A 25032-nucleotide genomic window follows, 5' to 3' on the forward strand; every position below is an offset into this window, starting at 1 on the left:
CACTGAAAGGCTTTTTTATTAATAGGTTTAAGGTGTTGGCCCTAAATTTTCTTTACATTTATCGCCTGCAAACCTTTTCGGCCATCAGCCACTTCAAATTCAACTTTATCGTTTTCTTTCAGGCTATCAATCCCACCTAAAACATCTTTAAAATGAACGAAAAGATCTTTGTTATCTTCCTGAATAATAAATCCAAAACCTTTTTGTGTATTAAACCATTTAACTTTTCCGGTTGCCATAAAAAAATAAAAATAATGATAAATAAATAACCTTTTACGCTTTGTTTTTCATTTCCTTAAAAAATTTGGTATTCAATTAGCTAGATTAAGCGTTAATTTTTCAAAACAAAACAATCAAATATAATAAATACACCTTAAGAGCAACATAAATACAGGTATGTTAACGATAATGTTGCGTATGGGCGGGGTTTTTATATGTTTATTTATTTGGCTGTGGTGTGGTCCGTAAATAAGGTTTGATTACCTGATGTCCTTTTGGAAATTTTTCAGGAATATCCTCTGTTTTAATACTGTTTACCACAATAACATCCTCACCATCTTTCCAATCTGCAGGTGTAGCAACGGCATACTGAGCGGTAAGCTGTAATGAATCAATTACCCTTAAAACTTCATTGAAATTTCTCCCTGTTGACGCAGGATAAGTAATGATTAATTTAACTTTTTTATCAGGACTAATCACAAACAGTGATCTTACGGTTAAAGTTTCGGATGCATTTGGATGAATCATATCATAGAGATTCGCAACCGTTTTATCCGGATCGGCAATAATCGGAAATTCTACAGAGGTATGCTGGGTTTCATTAATATCGTTTATCCATCCCTTATGCGATTCAGCAGTATCAACACTTAATGCCAATACTTTTACGTTACGCTTTTCAAACTCACCCTTTAATGCAGCGGTTCTTCCTAATTCTGTAGTACAAACAGGTGTATAATCAGCCGGGTGAGAAAATAAAACACCCCAGCTATCTCCTAAATATTCATAAAAGTCAATTTTTCCGATAGAAGTTTCTGCCTGAAAATTCGGTGCGGTATCGCCTAATCTTATACTCATAATTTTATTTTTTAAATTGAATGAAACAAATCTAATCAATACTATAGTAAATACATAGACAATATATTATTTAATACATCCAAATTATAAACACAAAAAAACCCTAAAGTAGTTAGCTTCAGGGTCTCAACAATATTAATTTGTTTGGGTTATTAATTGTACACTTTAATCATAAAAACATAATCCTGCAATTTCTCAATTTGCTTTGTACGTTTTAAACCGGAAAGCATGCTTTTCTTGTTGGATGAAAGCCGGTTGTTTCCTAATGAATCCTGAGGAATTGCCCTCATGGCTTCCAAGATATATTTAGATTTGATGGCGAATGCAGCCCCCTCAGTTTGATCTGGCTTGCCACTGATAATCCCCACTAAATTACCATTCGAATCTAAAAGCGGACCACCACTATTTCCTGGATTCACTGGTATAGAAACCTGATATTGAGTGGTATCACCTACGAAACCATTTTTCGAACTGACATAACCTTCTCCTAAAACTGCATCATCTTTAGGATAGCCTAAAGTATAAACTGTTTCTCCAATACTACTGGTATTCTTTTTAATGGTATAAGGTATGGATGATAAATGGCTGAAATTTTTATCGCTTATTTTAAGGATAGCGATATCATTCTGGGGATCGGTGTAAATTGATTTTACCTTAAATGATTCTCCCTTATTATTCTGAACATATAAAGAATCAGCTCCGTTAATAACATGCAGGTTAGTCAGAATGTAACCATTGGTAGAAATGGCAAAGCCCGTACCTCCAAAACTATTCTGGATGGCTGGCTTTCCAGGAATGGTGGCATTGTTGTTTATTTTCCTGATTAAACTGTTTTGCGTTTTAATCGCTTTATTAACCTGGTTGCTCAACAACACAAGTTGTTCTTTTTGTTTGGTATTGTGCTGGATGGAATAAACCGAAACTAAAGATAAAACCAGAAAAGAAGCGGCAACAGCAATGGCAGATTTATGTTTTCTCCAGAGCTGCACTACCCGCGAAGGATGCGGTCTGAGTGAAGAAGCGATACTTTCCACATCAATCTCTCCATGAATATGATTTAATTGCGCTTTCAGTCGAATCTGTTCAGCAAACATGTCCATAGATTCCAGAAAGAACTTATGAGAAACCACCTTATGATCCACCGCCGGGTCACTTATACGCAGTTGTTCGAAAGCCAAAGTTTCCTGTGGATTCAGTTTACCTAAAAGATAATCTTCAATAATCGCATCTAACTCTAAATCGTTTCTCATTTCAATATTTATGGTTGAAAAAATATTTTCTTTAACCGCTGCAGGCACTTATACTTCTGTGTTTTTGCATTATCCGTATTGGTATAACCAAACTTTTCGCAAATATCCTGCATGGATAAACTGTGGATATAAAAATCCTGAATAATGGTTTTGCAAGGTTCTCCGAGGTGATCCAAAGCCGATTGCATTTTCACAAAAGCAGCATCTTTTTCCTCATGTTGCTCCACATCTTCCTCAACAGCAAATACATCTTCATAGTCGGTAATATTGCCCGTTTTTTTGCTTCGCTGATGAAGCTTTTTTAACCAAATCCTCCGGCAAACCGAATATATGTATGTTTTAAGTTTACTGCTGAGTTCAAAATTTCCTTCCTTAATTTTGTTATATAAAATAATGATAGCCTCCTGATACACATCTTTTGCATCATCTTCATCGCCACTATTATTCAGGATAAATTGCAAAACCATTGCATAATATGCCTTATATAACTTGTTAAGTGTATCTGCAGAGTTATTTAAAATACCTAAAATAACTTCCCTATCCGTTGGAACTGAACTCTTTAAACTGTTATTCACTGGTTAATACTTTTTTCGGTAAATGGTAACCCAATATTAGACAAAAAAAATTAGAGGCTATAATAAGTTTAATCAACGTTATGCCTTGGATTGGCATGGAAAAAATATTTTTACTTTTTTAAAAAAAACCGGGTTACCTTTCTACCTTTGCGGTATTAACAAGAAAATTAATTACTTAAAAAAATTCAAAATGAAAAATGCATTCAAATTAGGCTTTTTAGCTTTAGCTTTATCTTTATCAGTTGTTGCTTGTAACTCAGAAAAAAAAGCTGAAGGTGCTGATACAACTTTAACTGATTCTTCTACTATCGTTACTGATACTACTGCAAAAGACACTACAGTTAAAGATTCTACAGTTAAAGATACTACTGTAAAAGCGACTACAACTAAAACTGAAGTTAAACACTAGTCTGACTTTACTTATAAAAAATGGCCTTGAATGTATCTTTCAAGGCCATTTTTATTTTTATTTACTTTTTTTAACCTTTTTGGGTTACCTTTTTGATTTAACTGTATTAAGGGTAAATTAATTAATTACTAAAAAAATATTTAACATGAAAAATGCATTCAAATTAGGCTTCTTAGCTTTAGCTTTATCTTTATCAGTTGTTGCTTGTAACTCAGAAAAAAAAGCTGAAGGTGCTGATACAACTTTAACTGACTCTTCTACTATCGTTACTGACACTACTGGTGTTGATACTGTTGTTAAAGATTCTACAGTAAAAGATACTACTGTAAAAGCAACTACTAAAACTACTGAAGAAGTTAAACACTAGTCTGACTTTAATTATAAAAAAATGGCCTTAAATTAATTTTTAAGGCCATTTTTATTTTTTTTCTATTTTACAGGGTTACCTTTTTACATAATGGGTATATAAAGGTATATATTCACCTAAAACATAATTAAAATGAAAAATACATTCAAATTAGGCTTTTTAGCCCTAGCCTTATCTTTATCAGTTGCAGCATGTAATTCAGAAAAAAAAGCTGATGGTGCTGATACAACTTTAACTGATTCTTCTACAATCGTTACAGATACAACAGGTGTTGATACTGTTGTTAAAGATTCTACTGTAAAAGATACTACTGTAAAAGCAACTACTAAAACTACTGAAGAAGTTAAACACTAGTTTAATCTTCCTATTAAATAAAAAGGTATTGATTTTCGAATCAATACCTTTTTTCATGAAAAAGCAAACCAAAAACCATTTTGCTCTTGGTTGCAACTCCACACCCTAAGCCAATATAAGTTACACATTACAGTATTCAGTATGTTTTCTTTTCATAAAGGGATTTCTTTCAAGCTGAAAGTCCGGAAATTCCATCAATTGTAGTAAATTTGCGGCAAAAATAATCCGCATAATGAATTTAACATCACTACAAGCCATTTCGCCAATAGATGGCCGATATAGAAAAACTACCGAAAGTTTATCCGCTTACTTTTCTGAAGAAGCTTTAATTAAATATCGTGTCTTTGTAGAAATTGAATATTTTATTTCATTATGCGAGGCTAACCTTCCTGGACTGGAAAAATTTGATAAAAACCAGTATACAGATTTACGTCAAATTCATGAAAATTTTTCTGAAACTGATGCTTTAGAAATTAAGGAAACAGAAAAAGTTACCAACCATGACGTGAAAGCGGTGGAATATTTTATTAAAAATAAATTTGATAGCCTGGCCCTTCAGGAATATAAAGAATTTATCCATTTCGGACTTACCTCTCAAGACATCAATAATACGGCAATCCCCTACTCTATTAAACTGGCTTTAGAAGAAAGTTATTATCCGGCAATTTCCACATTGATTGCAAAGATAGAAGCATTGGCTGCCGAATGGAAAGACATTCCCATGCTGGCACATACACATGGACAGCCGGCCTCTCCAACAAAACTAGGAAAGGAATTTCTTGTTTTTGCAGACCGTTTGAACATTCAGCTGGAAAATTTAAAGTCGATTCCCAACAGTGCAAAGTTTGGTGGTGCAACAGGAAATTTCAATGCACATCACATCGCTTATCCACAAGTAAACTGGGTTGATTTTTCCAATCAGTTTGTTCAGGAAACTTTGGGCTTAACCCGGGCACAACATACCACGCAAATTGAACATTACGATCAGTTTGCTGCACAATGTGATGCCCTGAAGCGCATAAATAACATTATCATTGATTTAGACCGTGACATCTGGACGTACATTTCCAAAAACTACTTCAAACAAAAAATCAAAGCCGGAGAAATTGGCTCATCGGCTATGCCGCATAAAGTAAATCCAATTGATTTTGAAAACGCTGAAGGAAACGCCGGGATTGCTAATGCATTATTCGAATTTTTTGCAGCCAAGCTTCCGATTTCACGTTTGCAAAGGGATTTAACAGATTCTACCGTACTAAGAAATATTGGTGTTCCTTTCGGACATACCATTATTGCCATTCAATCCACCTTAAGGGGATTAAACAAAATTTTACTAAATGAATCTGCTTTACATGCTGATCTTGATGCCAACTGGGCAGTTGTGGCTGAAGCGATTCAAACCGTTTTACGCAGGGAGAATTATCCAAACCCATATGAAGCCCTGAAGGAACTAACCAGAACCCACTCCAAAATTAATGCAGACAGTATCGCTGTATTTATTGAAGGATTGGAAGTGGCAGAAGCCGTAAAAGTGCAGTTGCGGACCATCACACCATTTAACTATACAGGCATTTTCTAAGTAATTAAATTGACGCTAAACAGACAGCCTGTAAAAGCTTTATTAATGAGTAATTGTTAATTTTGTTTATTCAAATTGATTAAGACATGACGATTAACGTATATACAGAACAGACTCCTAACCCGGCTACCATGAAATTCATGGTAAATAAGCTGCTGATTAACGGTAGTGAGGATTTCGCCACAAAAGAAAGTGCAGAGCATTCTCCTTTCGCCAAAGAGTTATTTAAATTCAACTTTGTGTCGGGCGTGTTTTTTGCCAGCAACTTTGTAACTATTACTAAAACAGATGATGCGGAATGGGTTGATATTGAAGCCATTTTAAAGGAATTTGTAAAAGGTGCGGTAGAATCTGAATTAAAAATTAAAGAAGCCACTTCGGAAGAAGCGCCATCTTTTGAAGGTACGGAAACTGAAATAAAAATTCAGCAAATCTTACATGATTACGTCCGTCCGGCTGTGGAGCAGGATGGTGGTGCCATTACCTATAAATCGTTTGATGAGGGTGTGGTAACCGTAGAACTCAGGGGATCATGCAGTGGCTGCCCATCTTCAACCATTACGCTGAAATCAGGCATTCAGAACCTGTTACAGAGAATGGTTCCTGAAGTGACTGAAGTGGTATCTGAAGCCTTATAATTGCCTATTTTTCATAGTAGATTACCATAATGAGAATGGCTCGCCGAAAAGCGAGCCATTCTTTATTTAAATGAACTTAAAAAAACTCTTATTAGATAATATTGATGCTAATTATATTACGATCTTGTTTCAGATGATGATGGAACTGCTCCCCGGGTTTAAAAGCAACTTATAGTACAAAGTGCCTCTTAATCGCTTCCAGCATTTCAGCAGTCAGTTTGCCATTGGTGGCCAGTATTTCGCGTTTGGTAAAATATTCATCTCCACCTGAAAAATCAAAAACCTGTCCACCAGCCTGCTGAACAATAAAACATCCGGCTGCAAAATCCCATTGTTGTAAATTGTATTCGAAAAAAGCATCGAAACGACCGCAGGCGGTATAAACCAGATCAATTGCTGCAGCACCAATGCGGCGAACGCCATGGCATTTCTGCATCATTTCTTCCAGCAACTTTAAATATTGAGCTTGTTTATCAAACTGATAATACGGAAAGCCAGTAGCCAGCAAACTGGAAGGTAGATCTGGATTATTAGAAACGTGAATTTGTTTCTTATTCATAAAAGCTTCGCCACCTTTATAAGAATAGAACATTTCACTTCTGTTCAATTCATAAACCACACCGATAACAGGTAAACCATCTTCATATAAAGCAACACTGATCCCGTAGGCAGGAATGCCATGTATAAAATTGGTAGTCCCATCTAAAGGATCGATAATCCAGGTATAGGTCTTTCCAACCCTGGTCATCGTTTTTTCTTCTGTAATGAAACCCGCATCGGGAATTAATTTTTCAAGGTTTTGAACCAGTTTCTTTTCTGCTGTCTGATCAACATAAGAAACCATATCATTTAAACCCTTGTATTCTATTTTACTCGCATCAAATTGTAAGGATTCTTTGCGGATGAAATTTCCGGTTAGCCTGACAATGGAGATGACCTTATTACATATTAATTCGTAATTCATAAATTTATATTAAAAATAGCTGGATGTTGATTGATTAAGCTTTTGCCTAAATTAACTGACCACATTTTTATTCCGGAGTGCATAAACACTTAAAGCAATCCCTCCAATAACCAGGAACGTCGAAATCATCTCTGCCTGTGTAAACGATAATCCGAATACATGGTACTTCGAGTTTACCCGAATCAGTTCGATACAAAAGCGTTCAATACCATTCAGGATCATGTAGATACCGAACATCAGGCCTGGTGCTTTAATTTTATCGCGAATACTCCACAGGAAGGCAAAAAGGATTAAACATACAATTACTTCATATAATGGCGTAGGATAAACGCCCTGTGCCAGCTCATTGCAAAATTTACCTGTACAGCCCGGGATGGGAATACCCTCACCCACTACATTATTTGGATAGGTATATGACCACAACCAATCAGGCAACCAAGAGAAAGGTTTTGGATGTGGGTTCACAATTCCCCAATCGCCATCGCCCGATAAATGACAGCCAATACGTCCTACCGCATAGGCCAGCATCATGCCCGGCCCACCAACATCCAGCATATGCAATGGCTTGATTCCATTTTTTCTGGCAATAATCAGCACTGCTGCACCACCACAAATCAACCCACCATAGAAGGTTAAACCGCTGAACGACAGCAAACGCTCAATAGGATGCTGAACAAAATCATCCCAATATTCTAAATTGTCAAAAAATTTAGCCCCTAGAAAACCCCATATTGCGGCCCATACAATCAGGTTGCTCATGATCTGGTAAGGATGTATGGTTACTTTAGTTTCTTTTGGCTGATCTAATTTTGTTTTATCTTTTTCCTTATAATCCCAATAGGCAAATAAAGCGGCGAATAATAAACCACCAATAATATTGCCCCTGGCCGACATCAGAATGGATTGGGCATCACTCACGAACAAAGAATAATTTAAGAGGGCATATACCAGTTTGTAGCCAATTAAAAATCCAAATAAGGCATTCATGATCAGCTCAGAGGTGGTGGCTTGCTTGCCAATTATAATTGTTTTAGTAATGGGATGAAGAATTCCTAACGACTCCTTCCGCTGTAATTCTTTGGTAAAAGCCCAATACCCGGCCACAAAGGCCAGCGCTACAAAAACGCCAAAAGTATTAAACGGCAATGGCAGGTTAATACCAAATAAATATTCTAAAAAATGGGAGACGGTAGGAAACATACAAATAATTTGTTGCGAAGATAGGAAAGAAAGCTGAAAGGCTAAAGCGGAAAGACTAAAGCACTAAAGATGAAAAGAAAAAGCAGATTAATTGTTAATAAGTGTCGGTAAAGTCGGCTGCTATCAATTTAGCATTGGAACTGGTACAAGCTTCCATAAAAAATTCGTCGTTGCGAATCAGATTTTTCATTTGCTGAAATCTTCGTCATAGATGCCACAAAAGTAGATTGCTTCCCAAAAAGTCGGGTTTACCTCCTCGCAATTAACGATTTACGAGAAAAACGTTTTCTTAAACTTGTTTGAGGATATTGACTCAAAGGGTACTAAACTAAATTCAGCATGTTAATTAAATGCTAATGATGTGCGTAAGCTGTTTCCAATTCAGCCACCTCAACCTCGCCATCCGGGGTCATTTCGAGAAGCTTAACAGCCTTTAGCTCATTTACCATTACCGGATCATATTTAGCGCGTACTTTTACATAGTTTTTGGTAAATCCATGCATATAACCCATTTTTTGATCAGCTTCAAACAGCACTTCTGCATTACTGCCAATCTGCGACTGATAAAAAGCCCTGCGTTTTTTATCCGACAGGATATGCAACATCTTACTTCTTTCGTTACGCTCGCTACCGGATACAACACCTTTCATTTCGGCTGCAACGGTCAGTTCACGTTCGGAATAGGTAAATACATGCAAATAAGAGATATCCAGCTGGTTTAAAAACTGATAGGTATCCAGAAAATCATCCTTGGTTTCGCCGGGGAAGCCAACAATTACATCCACACCAATACAGCAATGCGGCATTACTTCTTTAATTTTTGCTACCCGCTCCACGTATAAATCTCTACGGTAACGGCGACGCATCAAGCCCAGAATTTTATCAGATCCGGATTGTAAGGGAATATGAAAATGAGGCACAAAACGTTTAGACAGGGCTACAAATTCAATAATCTCATTACTAAGCAGATTTGGTTCTATAGATGAAATGCGAATTCTTTCAATGCCTTCAACCTCATCTAATGCTTTTACCAGATCAAAAAACTTATCTTCCCTTTCGCCATTTCGAATGCCAAAATCACCAAGGTTAACACCGGTAAGCACAATTTCTTTTACCCCACTTTCTGCAATCATTTTAGCCCTGTTCACCACGTTCTCAATGGTATCACTCCGGCTGGCACCACGCGCCAATGGAATAGTGCAATAGGTACAAGGATAATCACATCCATCCTGCACTTTTAAAAAAGTACGCGTTCTATCGCCGATAGAATAAGATGCAATGAAATTATGGTTTACTTTTTCTATGTTTTGCTGATGAACCACCGCTTTAGGTTGCTTGGTTAAATCAGTAATATATTCTACAATTCTAAATTTCTCCGCTGCACCCAGAACCATATCCACCCCTTCAATCTCAGCAATTTCCTGTGGCTTGAGCTGAGCATAACACCCAACAATGGTGATAAAAGCATTTGGAGAATATTTTAAAGCTTCTTTAACTACTTTACGGCATTTTTTATCCGCATGCTCCGTAACAGAGCAAGTGTTGATCACATACACATCAGCCTGATCCTGAAATTCAACCACAGCATAACCTGCATCGGTAAATAAACGACCGATTGTGGAGGTTTCAGAAAAATTTAATTTACAACCTAATGTATAAAACGCGACCTTTTTCATTGAGCCTGCAAAGATAAGAAATAAGTTCGGAGTTGACAGAATGGATCCTGCTGAACTGATAAATTACAGTAAGATAACATTAGGTGATCAATTGGCAATTCTCAGCTATCACCATGCAATTGAAACGGAGCTATTTTTCCTGCCAGCGATAACTTTCCTGCTCAAAACCAGCCAAATCCAGCACCCTGCTGATCACTGTTCCGGCTACTTTTTCAATTGTTTTTGGTAAGCTATAGAAAGAAGGATTCGCCGGACAAATAATTCCTCCTGCCTCTGTAACTGTTTTCATGTTATTAATATGAATCAAACTGAATGGCGTGTCTCTTACTACGGCAATTAGTTTTCTGCGTTCTTTTAAAACCACATCAGCCGCTCTTGAAATCAAATCGTTTGATATGCCATGTGCAATGCGACCTAATGTTCCCATAGAACAGGGCACAATAATCATGGTATCATACTTAGCTGAACCTGAGGCAAAGGGTGCATTAAAATCGTTTTTGCTGAAGAAAGTAAAATTGGTATAATCGGCATAGTTCTGGTTTCCTAATTCAAATTGCCAAACTTCTTTTGCGTTATCGCTCATTACCACACCAACAGCCTCAATTTGATCTTGAAGTTCTATCAATTTATCGAACAAAACTTTAGCATAAATTGATCCACTGGCACCAGTAACTGCAACAACAACTTTCTTCTTTATCATACCACAAACATACATTTTTAAATACTCCAAAAAACAAAAAAGGGCCGAATACAAGTATTCGACCCTACATCTACCTATGAAAAACATACCCTCGAAAGGGTAAGAACAAATATATATATTTTTTCAAGAAAAGATAAAGTGGAAACGTTAAATTATGTAAAATTAAAGGATAGGGCTGAAAAAATAATTAACACACTGACTAACAGCTAAATAATTTTAAAAATTTCATTTTAAGATCACTATTTTTTAATTTATTCAAACGAAATACTTTAAAAAAGTAATATAAATTCTACAATAATTAAATTATAAATGATGCTTATTGTATACCAGATCCAAGAATTATCAGACAATCACCTGATTTGATATTATTTAGTTATTAATTTAATGTTTACTAAATATTGTTTTTTATACCAAAAAAATACAAATAGTGCTGCAAATTTTCAGAAATAAGATCATTCAAATGATGCAATAAATCATTAACGAAATGCTAACCTATGTAAGACCGTTTTACCGGGTTCAAAGATTTACAACAAGCAAATATTGGTCGCCTCTAAGCCTTTAAGTAACAATTGAATTTCGAAGGATACCTTGGCATAGATATATGCTTCCAGGGGTAGATTAATCAGAGAAAAATAGATATCCTGAAAATTTTCATCCAGGATGGTTCCATAATTTTCTTCTGTATTCATGTAAACAATTATGCCTGATCTTCCAATATTCATAATTAAATCCAAAATTTTCGCAATAATAGCAATAAAGTAGATTTAAAAATACACATAATTAATAGTAAGCACAACTTTATGCTCTATAATTTGGTTTTAAACTTATTTTAAAATTTAAATCACGAACTTAAGTCCCTCATTATTAAAGCCGTTAACTGAAAAGTTTGGAAAACGATGTATTGATCATCACTAACGTTTTCTGTTACATCGTTCCATTTCCATCTTTAACCAGTCAATCAGGCTATTATCTAACTTTTCTTTGGTTAAGCGCCATTTCCAGTTCCCGGAATTTCTGCCAGGAGTATTCATTCTTGCAGATTCATCCAGATTCAGGATATCCTGAACAGGTACAATTGCTATTGCCGCAACAGCGGAATATACTGCCCTCAAAATGGTTTGACAGATATTTTCTTCATTCTGGCTGAAGCCGAAATACATATCGAGTCTTTTTTTGGTGTTGTCATCAGCATCCTCTTTAAACCAACCTAAAAGGGTATTATTATCATGTGTACCAGTATAAACCAAACAATTTGAAGAACTAAAATTATGCGGAATATGTGTTGTGTTTATTAAATCACTTCCAAAGGCAAATTGCAGCACTTTCATCCCCGGTAATTTAAATCTTTCACGCAATTGTTCCACGTCACTGGTAATTTCACCCAGATCTTCAGCAATAAATGGCAACTGCCCTAATTCGCTTTCTATGACTTCAAAAAAGTCATTTCCAGGTCCATCTATCCACTTTCCGTTAATCGCCGTTTTTGCATTTGCATCAACTTCCCAGAAAGAAGAAAAAGCCCTGAAATGATCCAGTCGCAGTAAGTCAAATAATTCCATATTTTTTTTAAGTCGGTTTACCCACCAGGTATACCGGTCTGCTTTCATGGCCTCCCAATTGAAAATCGGCATTCCCCAGAGCTGACCATTTTCATTAAAATAATCGGGAGGAACCCCGGCGATTTTAAGAGGTTTCAGATCTTTGCCCAGCTTAAAAAATGATGGATGAGACCATACCTCTACCGAATCCAGGTCGAGGTAAAATGGAAGATCACCTACGATCTGAATACCATGCTGATTGGCGTAATCTTTCAGTTCATGCCATTGCTTAAAAAAAATAAACTGCTGCCATTTAATTTCCTCTACTTCATCGGCAAACTGTTCAATAAACTCTGCCAACGCATTGGGATCACTTGTTTTTAACTGTTCAGGCCAATGGTACCATTCCTGTTGCCTGTTATTGGCTTTAATGGTTACATATAAGGAAAAATCATGAAGCCAACTTTTTTCTGCGGCACAAAACGTTTCAAAAGACTTGCGCAATTCAGAATGATGTGACTCCCTGAAATTATGATAAGCCAATTTCAGTAAATGATGTTTATGTTGTTCCACGCGGTCATAATCAACCTGATCAGTTGATTCGAGTAGAGCATTTTTCAGATCAGCTTCTTTCAATAAACCATCTGACCGCAGTAAATCAGGACTGATCAGTAAAATATTACCGGCCATGGCAGAATTACTGGAATATGGGGAGTGGCCGTTTTCGGATTTTGTAGGGTTCACAGGCAAAATCTGCCAGTATTTTTGCCCGGATTCAGTCAGAAAATCAATAAAACTTCTGCTTTCTGGCCCTATATCGCCAATTCCATAATCAGACGGCAGGGAACTAATATGCATTAAAATACCTGCGGAACGGTCATTTTCTTTGGATTTAAGTTTGACTAATCCCACCGGCACTTCACTTAAAACCTGATTGATCAAGATGCCTTTATTCAATATATCTTTCACGCCGGATGCGCCTGTAATCAAATCATCCCATTCCACCGGTGCCCCTGCGGGAAGTATAATTTCTGTATCTGCCCAATCAAACTTATTAGCGGCTTTAGTATCCTTATTCGCCACTGCAGCTAAGCCTAATGGAACGGTGACCACTATCCATTCCTGCCGGTGATACCTGGCAAAGGAAACAACATTGTGCTTAAATTTTCCTGAAACCTGAAGCGGAATGTATTGGCCATCTTCAAAAATTTGAGCATGATTTTTTCTGACGGTTGCCAGACGCTGGGTTAACCACAGTTTTATTTTCCCAGAATAACGTTCTTCCCATAACTCCTTCAAGGTTTGATCCTGTTGTTCAGACTGAAAACGGATTCTCTTATCATAATCTACGGGTCTGCGGTTATCAGGGTCTACCAGGCTTAAGTCCCACAATTCGGTGCCCTGATAAATATCCGGAATACCCGGACAGGTAAATTTTAAAACCTGTTGCGATAAACTGTTGATGATACCAAAATCTGCAATTTTTTCAATAAATTGAGGAATGGCCTGATTGCCACTGTGCCCGGGTTTTATTAAAGCTGTTGCAAAATCTTTAACAGACTGCTCGTAATCTTCATCCGGCGATGCCCAACCTGATCGTTTTTTGGCTTCACGCAAGGCTTTTTCTATGTATTGGGCCAAACGGTTGTGAATATCATCCGTATCTTCACCTGGCATGGATAGCACACCTAAAATGGTTTGAATCACCAGGTACATATCATTATTATGCAACGCTTTAAAAGATTCATTTTCCTCCTTGAGCTGGCTGGTCGTTTTTAAAAGCGTTTCCACAACCTTGATCCAATCTTCCGGAAGATCTGTCAGTACATTTAACCTTGCCCTTACATCTTCGCCCTTTTTAGTATCGTGAGTAGCACTCCCATTTAATGAAAGCGGCCATTGCTCCTGCCTCTCTATCATTTTTGAATGAAAATCTTCGATAGAAATTCCAAATGCATGCGGTGCATCACCCACTTCAGTATGGCCAACGAAAAGATTATAAGTAAACATTACTGTATCTTCTACTCCTTTAGCCATTAGCGGACCGGTAAACTGCATACAACGTTGGTAGAACTGACTTATATTTTTAAGGTAAACTGCATCTCCCTGCAAAGGCTTTTCAATAAAAATTTTCGTCAAAAAAGCTCCTGCCGGTTTTAATTCATCCTGAATAATCACTCCAGAAATTAATTTCGTCAATTGATTTAAAGCGTCATTTTTTAAAGGAAACTGGTAATCATAATAGCGGTAAACCGGCATTTGAATCATCATTTCACCGATTCCTTTTTTAAGAATATCGGCACCAATCTCATTTTCATCCGTATCAGCAATCAATTCCAGGTTTTTAGCCAACTGATATAAATTATCAAGTTCGCCACTCATGTGCTCATATAAAATAGTTTCTTTCTTTTCATGAATAAGCACTTCCAGATCCTGTGATTTACCCGTTACTCGCTGATAGAGTTTATTAAAAGATTGCTGTGCAGCTTGATTAGTGAAAAGATTATTGGTAATGGCCAGAAAATCATAACCTGTATTTCCCTGCGTATTCCAGTCTGCCGGAAGTTTTTCTTCATATTCAAGAATTTTTTCAATCACAACGTATACCTCATCGCCAATCGCTTTCCTTAACCTGTCCAGATACATTTTCGGATCGTATAACCCATCAACGTGGTCTATACGTAATCCCTGAAAAATACCCTCTTGTACAAATTTGAAAATATATTCATGATAGGTATTAAATACCGCTTTATCCTGAATATTCAAGCAGATTAAACTATTTACAGTAAAAAACCGCCTGTAATTGATTTTATGAAAAGTTTCCTGCCAGTTACACAGCCTGTAATGCTGTTGGTTGACGATTTCGAGTAATTCAGATTTACGGCTATTGATTAATGAGCTATTTTTTCCCTGAAGATTTTGCTTCGTTGCTTCACTAACCGGCCAGTTGGTTCCTCCGTAACAAAGGTAATATTCCCCATTTTCAGCCGTTAGCTGCAGCGCACCATTGGCAATGGCATCATTTAAATCTTCCCCTAAAAACGGAACCATCAGTTTGGTTTCATGCGAAAAATCAATGTCAAAGAAAGAGGAATATGCAGATTTCTTTCCATTTTTCAATACGTCCATCAGCCAGGCATTACCGGTATGAAAAGCCATATGGTTAGGTACAATATCCTGCAGCCAGCCTATTCCCGCAGCTTTTAAATCAGCAGAAAGCTGGTATAATTCTGCTTCGGTTCCTATTTCGGGATTTATTTTATGAGGATTAATGGTATCATAACCGTGCATGCTTCCGGGGGAAGATTCAAAAATTGGTGAAGCATATATTGTATCTATCCCTAATTTTTTAAGATATGGAATGATGTTACGGAGCGATTGAAAAGTAAAATCCTGATTAAACTGGATTCGGTAGGTGCTGGAAGGTTTATACATTTTTACAATGAAAAATTAGGATCGATTCAGGTAATACGGTTATTTTTTCGGTAAATGAAACAGGTTCATCATCACTTGTGCCACCCCACATGACAGATGCGGAGTTAAAGATGTTCTGGTATTTCCGGGCGTGTTCTTTCAGAAGCAACACTTGTGCCTGGCTAGAAAAATTCATGAGGCATAAGATCCGCTCATCTTCGTGCCAGCGCTCCAGTATTAAACAGTTTTGTGCTGCAATGGCTTTTACCTTTAAATTTTTCCGATTTAAAACAGAAAGTGCCGGGTGATCTTTACGCAGACTAATTAATGCTTTATAATATTGCAACATATGATGGTGAGAAGAGCGATTGATTTTTCCCCAGTCTAACTTTGACTGAAGAAAAGTTTCGATATTTTGGGGATCAGGTGTTTCCTCATCATGGTGAAATGCGGCGAATTCAGATTTTCTTCCCTTTCTTACGGCTTTAATCAAATCATGATCGCTGTGGCTGGTAAAAAACTGGAAACGGTTGGTTTCGCCATATTCTTCACCCATAAAGATAAGAGGTAAAAAAGGACTACAACATACTGCTGCCGCCAGTATTTTTGACATTTCGAAACCCAGCAATTCACTGGTTCTTTCTCCAAGCATCCTGTTGCCGACCTGATCATGATTTTGCGAAAAAACAACAAATTGTCTTCCTTCATTATAGGTTGCCGTGGCACCAAATTTCTTTTGCCGGTGTGGCGAATATTGCCCGTCATAAACATAGGCATCTTTATAAGCTTTTGCCAGGTGCTCAATACCGTTAAATTCCTTATAATATCCCTTAGGCTCCTGCCCCGCTGTAACGCGCAGAGCATGGTGAAATTCATCAGCCCATTGGGCATCCATCCCATAGCCACCACGGTCAATCGTATTAATATATTTAGGATCATTTAAATCCAGTTCAACAATTAACTGATAAGATTTTCCGGTATAAGCAGAAAGTTGGTCCACATGTTGCCGTATTTCCTGCAGGATATGGGTTGTACTAAAATCCTTAATGGCATGCACGGCATCCAGGCGAAGGGCATCTACATGAAAATCCCGGAACCACATCAACACATTTTCGATGAAGTAATCCCTAACCGGATCACAATTGGCATCATCAAAGTTAATGGCCTGCCCCCATGGGGTTTGATATTTATCCGTAAAATAAGGTCCAAAATCATTAAAATAGTTCCCTTCAGGGCCCATATGATTATAAACTACATCTACAATTACCGCCAACCCATTTTCATGGCAGGCATTAATAAGTTGACAAAGGGCTTCAGGCCCACCGTAAGAATTTTGGATGGCAAATGGAAAAACACCATCATAACCCCAGTTTCTATCACCGGAGAACTGAGCAACGGGCATCAGTTCAATAGCCGTAATCCCCAATTCTTTTAAATACCTGATTTTATTTTCAATAGCTTTAAAATCTCCCTTTTCTGTAAAGGTTCCGGTATGTAGTTCATAAATGATGAATTCTTCCAATGGTATTCCCTGCCACTGCTGATCCGTCCATTTAAATGCATTAAGCTTATAGGCCGTTGAATTTCCCTGTACTCCCTCTTTCTGCCACAATGAAGCCGGGTCTGCCCGTTGCAGGTATTTTATCTCATTAGAGGATGAAAAGGCATCTTCCGACTGCAAAACTTCAAAGCCATATGCATCATTTTCAATGATCTGGCTGGTTTTCAAAAACCAGTAGCCATAATCTTCTTTAATCAGGCTGATTTTTCTGCCATTTGTGAGCAATGAAACGCCGGTTGCATAAGGGGCCCAGAGGTAAATTTCGGCTGCACCGTTTTCATTAAAGTTTAAACCTATTTTTCTTTTGCGGATATCTATTTCCATATTTGTTTATACAGGATTCAACTGACAATCGCTTTCGTTATTTGTTTACCATACCAAATTTGAACCGGGCCATATCCATTTATAAGATTTGCAGGTTGAAAAGCTTCTTTCATTATGCCATAGAACAAGAATCTGATACAATGGTTTTCCATTTGGACAACCAAACAAATATCTCGTCCTGAATGATTATTGATTCAGTGAGAAATGATCCACCGGCATCACACGATGGTCAACCAAACTTATCATGGCAATGGTATCTTCACTAATCAGGGCGACGATATGTTGCTTTAAATCTTCAGCTAATTTTTGGGCATCAACTCCCTCCTTAACTTTAATTTCAATTGCTGCAGGTCCTTTTTTAAAAATGTTTTGTGCCTTGCTACCCAGGAAGCTTTTTACCTGGTTCATTAATTCTTCCATGTCTGAGGATTTATTAAAATAAAGTATTTATTGGTGTAAAAAGTTTTAATTAAATGCTGTATGGAATATTATGCAGCTTAGAAAAGTACTGTAAGGAAACTAAAATTCTATTGAGTATAAACCCCCGTATTTATACGCTATCTGCAAATGAACAGCGAAGCTCTAAAATACCTAAAACGCTTTAATCATATCATAGACCTATTTTTTGATCCGATTTTAAAATCAGACCAATAGTTGCAACCGCATCTTTTGGTATAACTATTGTTCGTTTGATTGCACATCCTTAACCTAAAACATCATGACACAATTCGAATTTAACAACATGGTTAACAGCCACTCTCTTTCGCTTAAAATGCATGCTTTAAATTTCACAAAAGACATCGAAGATGCTAACGATTTGGTTCAAGACACGATGTTGAAAGCCATCAGATTTTATCAGAATTTTCAGGAAGGCACCAATTTTAAAGGCTGGCTGTTTGTCATCATGAAAAACACATTTATTAACAATTACCGTAAATCTGCAAAAGCAAAAACCCTGATTACACAAGACGATGAAATATCATCAGCTAACCTGATGTATAGTTCTGAACGTAATGCAAGTGTGGGTAAGATGATTGTAGATGATATTCAGAAAGCATTGAATCATTTGCCGGAGGTTTACAGTGTTCCGTTTATTAAATATTTTGAAGGTTTTAAATACCACGAGATTGCAGATGAATTGCAGATTCCGCTTGGAACCGTAAAAACCAGAATCCATGTGGCGAGAGAAATGCTCAAAAAATATTTAAAAACCTACGCCAAGGAAGCTTATAAAGCATAAAAACCTGCGAAAAGCCTCAGTTTATCAGCTGGGGCTTTTTTGTGTCCCTGATTTTCTGATGTTAATGCCAATTCAAAATCGACCGGTAAGCCTTTGCCTTGCACCCATTCTGAGGCTTATTTAACATCCTGGTAAGTGCAGAAGTATTTTGAATACACCCCAGCGGGCATTTCTTGAGCACTGTTTAAGATTTATTTGCTTCCATAAGGTTGGTTAAACTTATCTTAAACAATTATTTCTTGCATAAAAAAGGGCAGCCCTTAAGAGACTGCCCTGAATATCTATAAATTTTATTTCTGTGATTGTTCCGGAGCTTTACCAATCAAATCCATAAACTGATCAAGCTTAGGGGTGATGATAATTTGTGTTCTCCTGTTTTGTGCCTTTCCTGCTGGTGTATTATTATCGGCAACAGGGTTAAACTCTCCGCGACCTCCGGCCGTTAATCGTTTTGGATCTACCTGATATTTATTTTGTAATACCTGTACAACTGATGACGCCCTTAAAGCACTTAAGTCCCAGTTGTTACGAATATTCGGCTGTGTGATCGGCACATTATCGGTATTACCTTCAATCAGCACATCATAAGTACTGTAATCTTTAATGATTTTGGCAATTTTGCTTAGAGTTTCGCCAGCTTTATCAGAAACCTCATAGCTACCGGATTTATAAAGCATGTTATCAGCCAATGAAATATATACGACACCTTTTAAGACCTGAACATCCACATCACTAAGCTCTTCCCGGCTTAAAGAACGGGTCAGGTTATTGGTCAGCACCATATTAAGCGAGTCGCTTTTATTTTTAGCATTTACCAGTTGCTTAATATATTTATTGGAACTGTTAATTTCATCCACCAGTTTGGAAATGTTCACGTTCCCCTGGTTACTGGAGTTTAAACATTTGTTTAAAGCATCCTGTAAGGCAGCAACATTTGATTTTTCTGAAGCAATTTGTTCTTCAAGGCTTTTCACCCTGCTGCTTGTACCTGAAAGCTCTCGCTGACTATCCTGGTATTTATTACTTAGCTCTTGATTTCTTTCTCTTAATTTAGAATAAGTATCCTGAAGTTCAGTATATTTCTTATTACTTACGCAACCGGAAATCATCACTCCAGCCAAGAGCATTATCGGGATTGATTTGTAAAATTTCATATTTTTATTTTTTTATTATTGATCAGCTTATCAATTAACAAATTCCTTGCCGTAATATTCAAAACCCTTCCTAAGCACTGTTAAAGGATGTTAATCAATCTTAAATTGGTCTGTTGAACAGAAAATCTATTGACAATTAATATAATCCCGATTGGTTATAGGAAATCATTTGCGCTTTCAAAAAGCGATCAATTGTTTTAAAACTGATAATAATTTATGGTAAACTTTAAACTTAATTGATTTATCCATGCTGCATTAACCTCAAGCAAATTAATGATGAGGAGAGAATGGGAAGCTTATAAGTTAAATCTGTTTTGTTTTCACCATTATAAATTTTTATTTTGCAAAAAATTAACACAAAACATAACGCTCGCGAAAACGTTATCAAAAGCGATATAAAACAGTAAACATAATATTCTGAAAATGAACAAGCTTTTCGTCGGTGGCCTGGCAGACAACATACAGGAGATGGATCTGGCAATTTTTATTAGTTTGCATGGCAAAATTGACACCATAAAGGTTGTTCGGGATCGGGCTACCGGAAAGTGCAAGGGTTATGCCTTTATAGAAGTAGCAAGTTTAGATGATGCTAAAAACATTATTTCCATGCTAAATGGAGAAACATTTAAAGGTAATGTGATTACTGTTAAGTTATCTGAAGAAACTGCTCCCAAAAAGCCTGCTCCAAAACCAAGGTCAAACGATGCATTCAAATCTAAAAGACCACGCGTTCAGCGCTAAAAATTTTCTCTTTTCAACAATCACTTGTTCTGATAATGTCCTGTTATCAGAAATAAAATGACATACCTTATTTTTTATATTGAACGATTATGTTATCGATTGATATGCAAACAAAAAGGATAGCATCAGCAGATACTATCCTTTTTGTTACGGTATTTCTAATGACTTAGCATTTTACCAGTAAACACTGTACAGTGCAACCAGCAAGCCAATAATAAGCAATGTTCCAACGGCAAAACTGGTACTGGTTTTAAACATTTTGGCATCAATATCCAGTCCTTTAGGATTCACACCTTTTCTGTTTTCAAATAAACTAATAATGATCATACCAATGATACAGAATATAAATACAAAGCCCATCCTGTCAAGGAAAGGGATTTCATAGATTCCTGATGCATTTTTAACTGAAAAGCCTAAACCAGATAACCAGGAAAGGTCAGTTAAATTTGGCAAAGCCTTAAGCAATAATGACATACCGAAACCACCTATGGTTGCGAATAAAGCAGCATTTGAAGTGGTTCTTTTCCAGAAGAAGCCCAGAATAAACATGGCAAAAATACCTGGTGACACGAAGCCGGTATATTCCTGAATATATTGGAAACCACCTTTTTTATCAATTCCCAGATGAGGAGCAATTAATACACCCAATATCATGGCTACAATAATGGAAATCTTCCCTGTCAATACCAGATTCTTTTCTGTTGCTTCGGGATTAATTACTTTTTTGTAAATATCCAGGGTAAAAATAGTGGCAATACTGTTCGCTTTACCCGCTAAGGAAGCTACAACGGCTGCTGTTAATGCTGCGAAAGACAACCCTTTCAAACCGGCAGGCAGTAAGTTCAGCAATACCGGATAAGCACGATCGGGATTGACAGACCCATTTTGCAACATCTCTGTCTGGAAGGCCCCGTCCTTATATAGTACATATGCCGCAATACCCGGAAGCACCACAATAATCGGCATCAACAATTTCAGGAAGGCAGCAAATAATAAACCACCTCTTGCGGTATTTAAATCGGCACCCAAAGCACGTTGAGTGATGTACTGATTGCAACCCCAATAATTTAAGTTTACAATCCACATCCCCCCTATCAGCACGCTTAAACCTGGTAAATCGATATAATTTTCGTTATCAGGCTTAAGAATCATATGAAAGTGTTCTGATGCTTTGGTACTCATAAGGTGGTAACCTTCAAAAATACCCGTTGTTCCGTAATGGGTAGATACCAGATTAAGCGCCAGGTAAGTGGTTGCCAAACCACCTAAAATCAGGAAGAATACTTGGATCACATCGGTATATCCAATTACCTTCATACCACCTAACGTAATGATGATGGCAAAGGCTGCAATGGCATACATACACAATTCGAGGTTGAACCCTGAAATACTGCTCACCGCCAGTGCACCTAAATAGAGGATAGAAGTTAAGTTAACCACTACATATAAGAGCAACCAAAAAACAGCCATAATCATCGCAACAGTGCCGTTATAGCGCTGGTGCAGGAACTGTGGCATGGTGGCAATTTTGTTTTTCAGGTAAACCGGAATAAAGAAAACGGCAACTACAATCAGGGTTAAACTCCCCATCCATTCGTAAGTGGCAATGGCCAATCCCATTTTAAATCCTGATCCACTCATCCCGATAAACTGCTCGGCTGAGATATTCGAAGCAATTAGAGAAGCACCAATTGCCCACCAGGTAAGTGAGCCTTCTGCTAGAAAGTAATCTTTTGAGCCCGTTGATTCGGATTTCTTTTTATTGTAAATGTAAAGGCCATAGGCTGCCACAATTACAAAATACACCGCGAATACGATGTAATCTTTTGCATCCAGAATATTATTTTTCATTCATTTATTTGTTTAGGTTTATTCAACTGGCCCAGATGGCATATCAAATTCTGATTATTTTTTATTTCCATATTTTTAAAAAGCTCAGCTTAGGCGCTGATTAGCGTTGATCCATCTGCCGTTTCCACCACGTATGCATCCAGTGACAAACCAAACTCTTTTTCATAAAGTGCACTTACTTCTGAAATCAATGCATCTATTTCTTCATTTTTTACAATATTGATGGTACAGCCGCCAAAGCCACCACCCATCATCCTGGCACCAAGAACATGATCTAAATCTTTCACATAATTAACCAGAAAATCAAGTTCCTTACAACTCACTTCATATTCCTGACTTAGGCCTTCATGCGTTTCGAGCATGAGTTTGCCCAATGCAACTAAATTACCCTGTTTGAGTGCTTCGGCTGCTTTTTGAATCCGGCCGATTTCTTCTACTACATATTTACATTTCTGGTAAACCTCCGCATCATTTGGCTTTACAAATGTTTCCAGCATTTTTAAATCGGCATCCCTTAAACTGCTTACCTCCGGATGGTGTGCACTAATCCAGGCTACACCTTGTTCACACTGTGCTCTTCTTTGGTTATAGGCAGAATCAGAAAGCGAATGTTTAACATTAGTATTGAGTAAAACAAGCTTGTGGCCTTCCAACGCCAAAGGAATATATTCATATTCCATGCTTCTGCAATCCAGTAAAACAGCATGATCCTGCTTACCAAAAACTGAAGCAAACTGATCCATAATCCCGCAGTTTACACCCGCAAATACGTGTTCCGCTTTTTGTGAAATTAAAGCCAGATCCATTTGTGAAATGCCCAGTTCATTCATATGGTCGAGTGCAAAAGCCGTTGCACATTCCAATGCGGCAGAAGAGGAAAGCCCTGCACCTAGCGGAACGTTTCCATCCAAATAAAGGTTGAAGCCACCAATTTTATAACCCCGGTTAACCAATTGATCGGCTACGCCCAATACATAATTCGCCCAGCTGAGATCAGATTTCTTTATGGCTGAAACGGAAGAAGTATGAGATGCCTGATAACTTTCAGAATATAAGTGAATTTCCTCATCATCTCTTTTTGATACCGCAACATATATGGCCTTATTAATGGCCGCCGGCATAACAAAGCCACCATTATAATCGGTATGCTCTCCTATAATATTTATTCTTCCAGGAGATTTTACCAGGATGGGTTCGGTTTGGTAAATCTCTTTGAATGCATTTTTTAAACGTTCAATATCCATTCGCTCTTAATGATGTGATTTGGTTAGTTTTAATTTATAATGTTCTGTAGACAATTCTTTTAATCGATTTGCAGCAAATTCTGGTGTGATGTCGCGCTGTGGATTGGCCAGCATTTCATAACCCACCATAAATTTCTTCACGGTAGCCGATCGCAATAATGGGGGATAAAAATGCATATGCCAGTGCCATTCAGGATGATCGCCGCTATTTACAGGCGCCTGGTGCATTCCTGCTGAATAAGGAAACGAAGTTTCAAAAAGGTTATCATATTTACTGGTAAGCACTTTTATCGCATCTGCCAATGCTGCTTTTTCTGTAGGGTTAAAATATTTGATACTACTCACCTGCCGCTTACTGATGATCATCGTTTCATAAGGCCATACTGCCCAGAATGGAACCAGCACTACGAAATGAATATTTTCGTAAACAATTCTTTCATCCTTTTTTAATTCAATTTTAAGGTAGGCTGACAATAAACTTTCCCGATGAACAGCATAGTAATTTTTCTGCCGTTCAGTTTCTTTCACGATTTCCATCGGCACTTCGCTTTGCGACCAAATTTGTCCATGTGGATGTGGATTGCTGCAACCCATAATTTCGCCCTTATTTTCGAAAATCTGAATATACTTGATCCATTCATTTTCAGAAAGGCTGTTAAATTCCTGCTGCCATAAGTCCACAACTGCAGTGATTTCATTCACGCTTAGTTCTGGCAGGGTTAAATGATGTTTCGGACTAAAACTAATCACTTTACAGATGCCACGTTCATTTTGTGCTACCAATAAGCCATCATCATTTAAGCCAGCAACAGGTGTATCTTCCAGCAAGGCTGAAAAATCATTTTTAAAAACAAAGCTTTCCTTATAATCCGGATTAACATCGCCATCTGCACGATCGTTTCCCGGGCAGAGGTAACATTTCGGATCATATTCCGGACGGTTATTACCCGCTATATCTTCAACCTTACCCTGCCATGGCCGCTTGGTGCGATGTGGTGATACCAAAACCCATTCTCCGGTGAGAATATTAAGCCTTCTGTGTGGATTTGAATCAAGATCAAATGTTGTACTCATGTATTTATTGATTAGAATGTTGGGCTACAAATGGAATTTGAATTCGGCTAAAGTATAAATAAATTATTATTTGTCAAAATGACATTTAATAATTTGCTGATATTT

General features: G+C 37.3%; 23 protein-coding genes. 7 read left to right on the top strand and 16 right to left on the bottom strand.

What is annotated here, in order from left to right; genetic code table 11:
- Positions 1-41: 41 nt before the first annotated feature.
- The 4 genes from OQX64_RS08105 to OQX64_RS08120 form a co-directional block, all read right to left on the bottom strand.
- A complete protein-coding gene (locus tag OQX64_RS08105) occupies positions 42-239 on the bottom strand; it encodes a cold-shock protein (protein ID WP_265818379.1) in 198 nt (65 codons plus the stop codon).
- Positions 240-438: 199 nt separating this feature from the next.
- Complete coding sequence (locus tag OQX64_RS08110; protein WP_265818380.1) at positions 439-1074, bottom strand: peroxiredoxin; 636 nt, start codon at positions 1072-1074, stop codon at positions 439-441.
- Positions 1075-1226: 152 nt separating this feature from the next.
- Entirely contained in the window at positions 1227-2324 is a 1098-nt protein-coding gene (locus OQX64_RS08115) for a S1 family peptidase (RefSeq protein WP_088303015.1), read from the bottom strand.
- Positions 2325-2332: 8 nt separating this feature from the next.
- Positions 2333-2899 carry an RNA polymerase sigma factor gene (locus OQX64_RS08120; RefSeq protein WP_088303016.1) on the bottom strand — a complete coding sequence of 189 codons (567 nt, stop codon included), beginning with the start codon at positions 2897-2899 and terminating at the stop codon, positions 2333-2335.
- A 190-nt stretch (positions 2900-3089) separates the two neighbouring features.
- Here OQX64_RS08120 and OQX64_RS08125 point away from each other — a divergent pair, with 190 nt between their 5' ends.
- The 5 genes from OQX64_RS08125 to OQX64_RS08145 all read left to right on the top strand — a co-directional run bounded on the left by OQX64_RS08125 (position 3090) and on the right by OQX64_RS08145 (position 6246).
- Positions 3090-3308 (top strand): hypothetical protein, encoded by a 219-nt coding sequence (locus tag OQX64_RS08125; protein ID WP_088303017.1) that lies wholly within the window; start codon positions 3090-3092, stop codon positions 3306-3308.
- A gap of 145 nt (positions 3309-3453) precedes the next feature.
- The gene (locus OQX64_RS08130) at positions 3454-3675 is read left to right on the top strand and encodes a hypothetical protein (RefSeq protein WP_029284797.1); all 222 of its coding nucleotides are present in this window, start codon (positions 3454-3456) and stop codon (positions 3673-3675) included.
- 132 nt (positions 3676-3807) lie between these two features.
- Positions 3808-4029 carry a hypothetical protein gene (locus tag OQX64_RS08135; RefSeq protein ID WP_088303018.1) on the top strand — a complete coding sequence of 74 codons (222 nt, stop codon included), beginning with the start codon at positions 3808-3810 and terminating at the stop codon, positions 4027-4029.
- Positions 4030-4261: 232 nt separating this feature from the next.
- Positions 4262-5608 (top strand): adenylosuccinate lyase, encoded by a 1347-nt coding sequence (gene purB, locus OQX64_RS08140; RefSeq protein WP_265818381.1) that lies wholly within the window; start codon positions 4262-4264, stop codon positions 5606-5608.
- A gap of 86 nt (positions 5609-5694) precedes the next feature.
- Positions 5695-6246 carry a NifU family protein gene (locus OQX64_RS08145; RefSeq protein WP_265818382.1) on the top strand — a complete coding sequence of 184 codons (552 nt, stop codon included), beginning with the start codon at positions 5695-5697 and terminating at the stop codon, positions 6244-6246.
- A 169-nt stretch (positions 6247-6415) separates the two neighbouring features.
- On the opposite strand, the gene OQX64_RS08150 is transcribed toward OQX64_RS08145, so the two are convergent.
- The 8 genes from OQX64_RS08150 to OQX64_RS08185 all read right to left on the bottom strand — a co-directional run bounded on the left by OQX64_RS08150 (position 6416) and on the right by OQX64_RS08185 (position 18043).
- Positions 6416-7210, bottom strand: coding sequence for an inositol monophosphatase family protein (locus OQX64_RS08150; protein WP_265818383.1), 795 nt, complete (start codon positions 7208-7210; stop codon positions 6416-6418).
- 51 nt (positions 7211-7261) lie between these two features.
- Positions 7262-8410 carry a prolipoprotein diacylglyceryl transferase gene (locus tag OQX64_RS08155; RefSeq protein WP_265818384.1) on the bottom strand — a complete coding sequence of 383 codons (1149 nt, stop codon included), beginning with the start codon at positions 8408-8410 and terminating at the stop codon, positions 7262-7264.
- 353 nt (positions 8411-8763) lie between these two features.
- The gene (gene mtaB / locus OQX64_RS08160) at positions 8764-10086 is read right to left on the bottom strand and encodes a tRNA (N(6)-L-threonylcarbamoyladenosine(37)-C(2))-methylthiotransferase MtaB (protein ID WP_265818385.1); all 1323 of its coding nucleotides are present in this window, start codon (positions 10084-10086) and stop codon (positions 8764-8766) included.
- Positions 10087-10216: 130 nt separating this feature from the next.
- Positions 10217-10786 (bottom strand): UbiX family flavin prenyltransferase, encoded by a 570-nt coding sequence (locus OQX64_RS08165; RefSeq protein WP_265818386.1) that lies wholly within the window; start codon positions 10784-10786, stop codon positions 10217-10219.
- 524 nt (positions 10787-11310) lie between these two features.
- Positions 11311-11475, bottom strand: a complete 165-nt coding sequence (locus tag OQX64_RS08170) for a hypothetical protein (protein ID WP_265818387.1) — start codon at positions 11473-11475, stop codon at positions 11311-11313.
- A 222-nt stretch (positions 11476-11697) separates the two neighbouring features.
- A complete protein-coding gene (gene treY / locus OQX64_RS08175; protein ID WP_265818388.1) occupies positions 11698-15759 on the bottom strand; it encodes a malto-oligosyltrehalose synthase in 4062 nt (1353 codons plus the stop codon).
- Positions 15752-17623, bottom strand: coding sequence for a malto-oligosyltrehalose trehalohydrolase (treZ, locus tag OQX64_RS08180; RefSeq protein WP_265818389.1), 1872 nt, complete (start codon positions 17621-17623; stop codon positions 15752-15754). Before treZ ends, treY begins: the two co-directional genes overlap by 8 nt.
- 186 nt (positions 17624-17809) lie before the next feature.
- Positions 17810-18043 (bottom strand): hypothetical protein, encoded by a 234-nt coding sequence (locus OQX64_RS08185; protein WP_265818390.1) that lies wholly within the window; start codon positions 18041-18043, stop codon positions 17810-17812.
- A gap of 298 nt (positions 18044-18341) precedes the next feature.
- On the opposite strand from OQX64_RS08185, the gene OQX64_RS08190 reads away from it, so the two are divergent.
- Entirely contained in the window at positions 18342-18863 is a 522-nt protein-coding gene (locus tag OQX64_RS08190) for an RNA polymerase sigma factor (RefSeq protein ID WP_088302368.1), read from the top strand.
- Positions 18864-19153: 290 nt separating this feature from the next.
- Here the strand turns inward: OQX64_RS08190 and OQX64_RS08195 are convergent, their stop codons facing one another.
- Positions 19154-20017, bottom strand: a complete 864-nt coding sequence (locus OQX64_RS08195; protein ID WP_088302367.1) for an OmpA/MotB family protein — start codon at positions 20015-20017, stop codon at positions 19154-19156.
- Between the two features lie 423 nt (positions 20018-20440).
- Here OQX64_RS08195 and OQX64_RS08200 point away from each other — a divergent pair, with 423 nt between their 5' ends.
- Complete coding sequence (locus OQX64_RS08200) at positions 20441-20758, top strand: RNA recognition motif domain-containing protein (RefSeq protein WP_088302366.1); 318 nt, start codon at positions 20441-20443, stop codon at positions 20756-20758.
- Between the two features lie 174 nt (positions 20759-20932).
- On the opposite strand, the gene OQX64_RS08205 is transcribed toward OQX64_RS08200, so the two are convergent.
- The 3 genes from OQX64_RS08205 to OQX64_RS08215 all read right to left on the bottom strand — a co-directional run bounded on the left by OQX64_RS08205 (position 20933) and on the right by OQX64_RS08215 (position 24927).
- Positions 20933-22609: a sodium:solute symporter family transporter gene (locus OQX64_RS08205; protein WP_265818391.1), complete on the bottom strand. Its 1677-nt coding sequence runs from the start codon at positions 22607-22609 to the stop codon at positions 20933-20935.
- Positions 22610-22698: 89 nt separating this feature from the next.
- Positions 22699-23853, bottom strand: coding sequence for a galactokinase (locus OQX64_RS08210; RefSeq protein ID WP_265818392.1), 1155 nt, complete (start codon positions 23851-23853; stop codon positions 22699-22701).
- Between the two features lie 6 nt (positions 23854-23859).
- Positions 23860-24927 carry a UDP-glucose--hexose-1-phosphate uridylyltransferase gene (locus tag OQX64_RS08215; protein ID WP_265818393.1) on the bottom strand — a complete coding sequence of 356 codons (1068 nt, stop codon included), beginning with the start codon at positions 24925-24927 and terminating at the stop codon, positions 23860-23862.
- Positions 24928-25032 lie beyond the last annotated feature (105 nt).

It is taken from the genome of Pedobacter sp. GR22-10 (assembly GCF_026239715.1).
Lineage (GTDB): Bacteria > Bacteroidota > Bacteroidia > Sphingobacteriales > Sphingobacteriaceae > Pedobacter.

Bases quoted from the DNA above. Each gene is read 5' to 3' on its own strand.
- OQX64_RS08105 (WP_265818379.1), bottom strand. From the start codon at position 239: ATGGCAACCGGAAAAGTTAAATGGTTTAATACACAAAAAGGTTTTGGA.
- OQX64_RS08110 (WP_265818380.1), bottom strand. From the start codon at position 1,074: ATGAGTATAAGATTAGGCGATACCGCACCGAATTTTCAGGCAGAAACT.
- OQX64_RS08115 (WP_088303015.1), bottom strand. From the start codon at position 2,324: ATGAGAAACGATTTAGAGTTAGATGCGATTATTGAAGATTATCTTTTA.
- OQX64_RS08125 (WP_088303017.1), top strand. From the start codon at position 3,090: ATGAAAAATGCATTCAAATTAGGCTTTTTAGCTTTAGCTTTATCTTTA.
- OQX64_RS08130 (WP_029284797.1), top strand. From the start codon at position 3,454: ATGAAAAATGCATTCAAATTAGGCTTCTTAGCTTTAGCTTTATCTTTA.
- OQX64_RS08135 (WP_088303018.1), top strand. From the start codon at position 3,808: ATGAAAAATACATTCAAATTAGGCTTTTTAGCCCTAGCCTTATCTTTA.
- purB (WP_265818381.1), top strand. From the start codon at position 4,262: ATGAATTTAACATCACTACAAGCCATTTCGCCAATAGATGGCCGATAT.
- OQX64_RS08145 (WP_265818382.1), top strand. From the start codon at position 5,695: ATGACGATTAACGTATATACAGAACAGACTCCTAACCCGGCTACCATG.
- OQX64_RS08150 (WP_265818383.1), bottom strand. From the start codon at position 7,210: ATGAATTACGAATTAATATGTAATAAGGTCATCTCCATTGTCAGGCTA.
- OQX64_RS08155 (WP_265818384.1), bottom strand. From the start codon at position 8,410: ATGTTTCCTACCGTCTCCCATTTTTTAGAATATTTATTTGGTATTAAC.
- mtaB (WP_265818385.1), bottom strand. From the start codon at position 10,086: ATGAAAAAGGTCGCGTTTTATACATTAGGTTGTAAATTAAATTTTTCT.
- OQX64_RS08165 (WP_265818386.1), bottom strand. From the start codon at position 10,786: ATGATAAAGAAGAAAGTTGTTGTTGCAGTTACTGGTGCCAGTGGATCA.
- OQX64_RS08170 (WP_265818387.1), bottom strand. From the start codon at position 11,475: ATGAATACAGAAGAAAATTATGGAACCATCCTGGATGAAAATTTTCAG.
- treY (WP_265818388.1), bottom strand. From the start codon at position 15,759: ATGTATAAACCTTCCAGCACCTACCGAATCCAGTTTAATCAGGATTTT.
- treZ (WP_265818389.1), bottom strand. From the start codon at position 17,623: ATGGAAATAGATATCCGCAAAAGAAAAATAGGTTTAAACTTTAATGAA.
- OQX64_RS08185 (WP_265818390.1), bottom strand. From the start codon at position 18,043: ATGGAAGAATTAATGAACCAGGTAAAAAGCTTCCTGGGTAGCAAGGCA.
- OQX64_RS08190 (WP_088302368.1), top strand. From the start codon at position 18,342: ATGACACAATTCGAATTTAACAACATGGTTAACAGCCACTCTCTTTCG.
- OQX64_RS08195 (WP_088302367.1), bottom strand. From the start codon at position 20,017: ATGAAATTTTACAAATCAATCCCGATAATGCTCTTGGCTGGAGTGATG.
- OQX64_RS08200 (WP_088302366.1), top strand. From the start codon at position 20,441: ATGAACAAGCTTTTCGTCGGTGGCCTGGCAGACAACATACAGGAGATG.
- OQX64_RS08205 (WP_265818391.1), bottom strand. From the start codon at position 22,609: ATGAAAAATAATATTCTGGATGCAAAAGATTACATCGTATTCGCGGTG.
- OQX64_RS08210 (WP_265818392.1), bottom strand. From the start codon at position 23,853: ATGGATATTGAACGTTTAAAAAATGCATTCAAAGAGATTTACCAAACC.
- OQX64_RS08215 (WP_265818393.1), bottom strand. From the start codon at position 24,927: ATGAGTACAACATTTGATCTTGATTCAAATCCACACAGAAGGCTTAAT.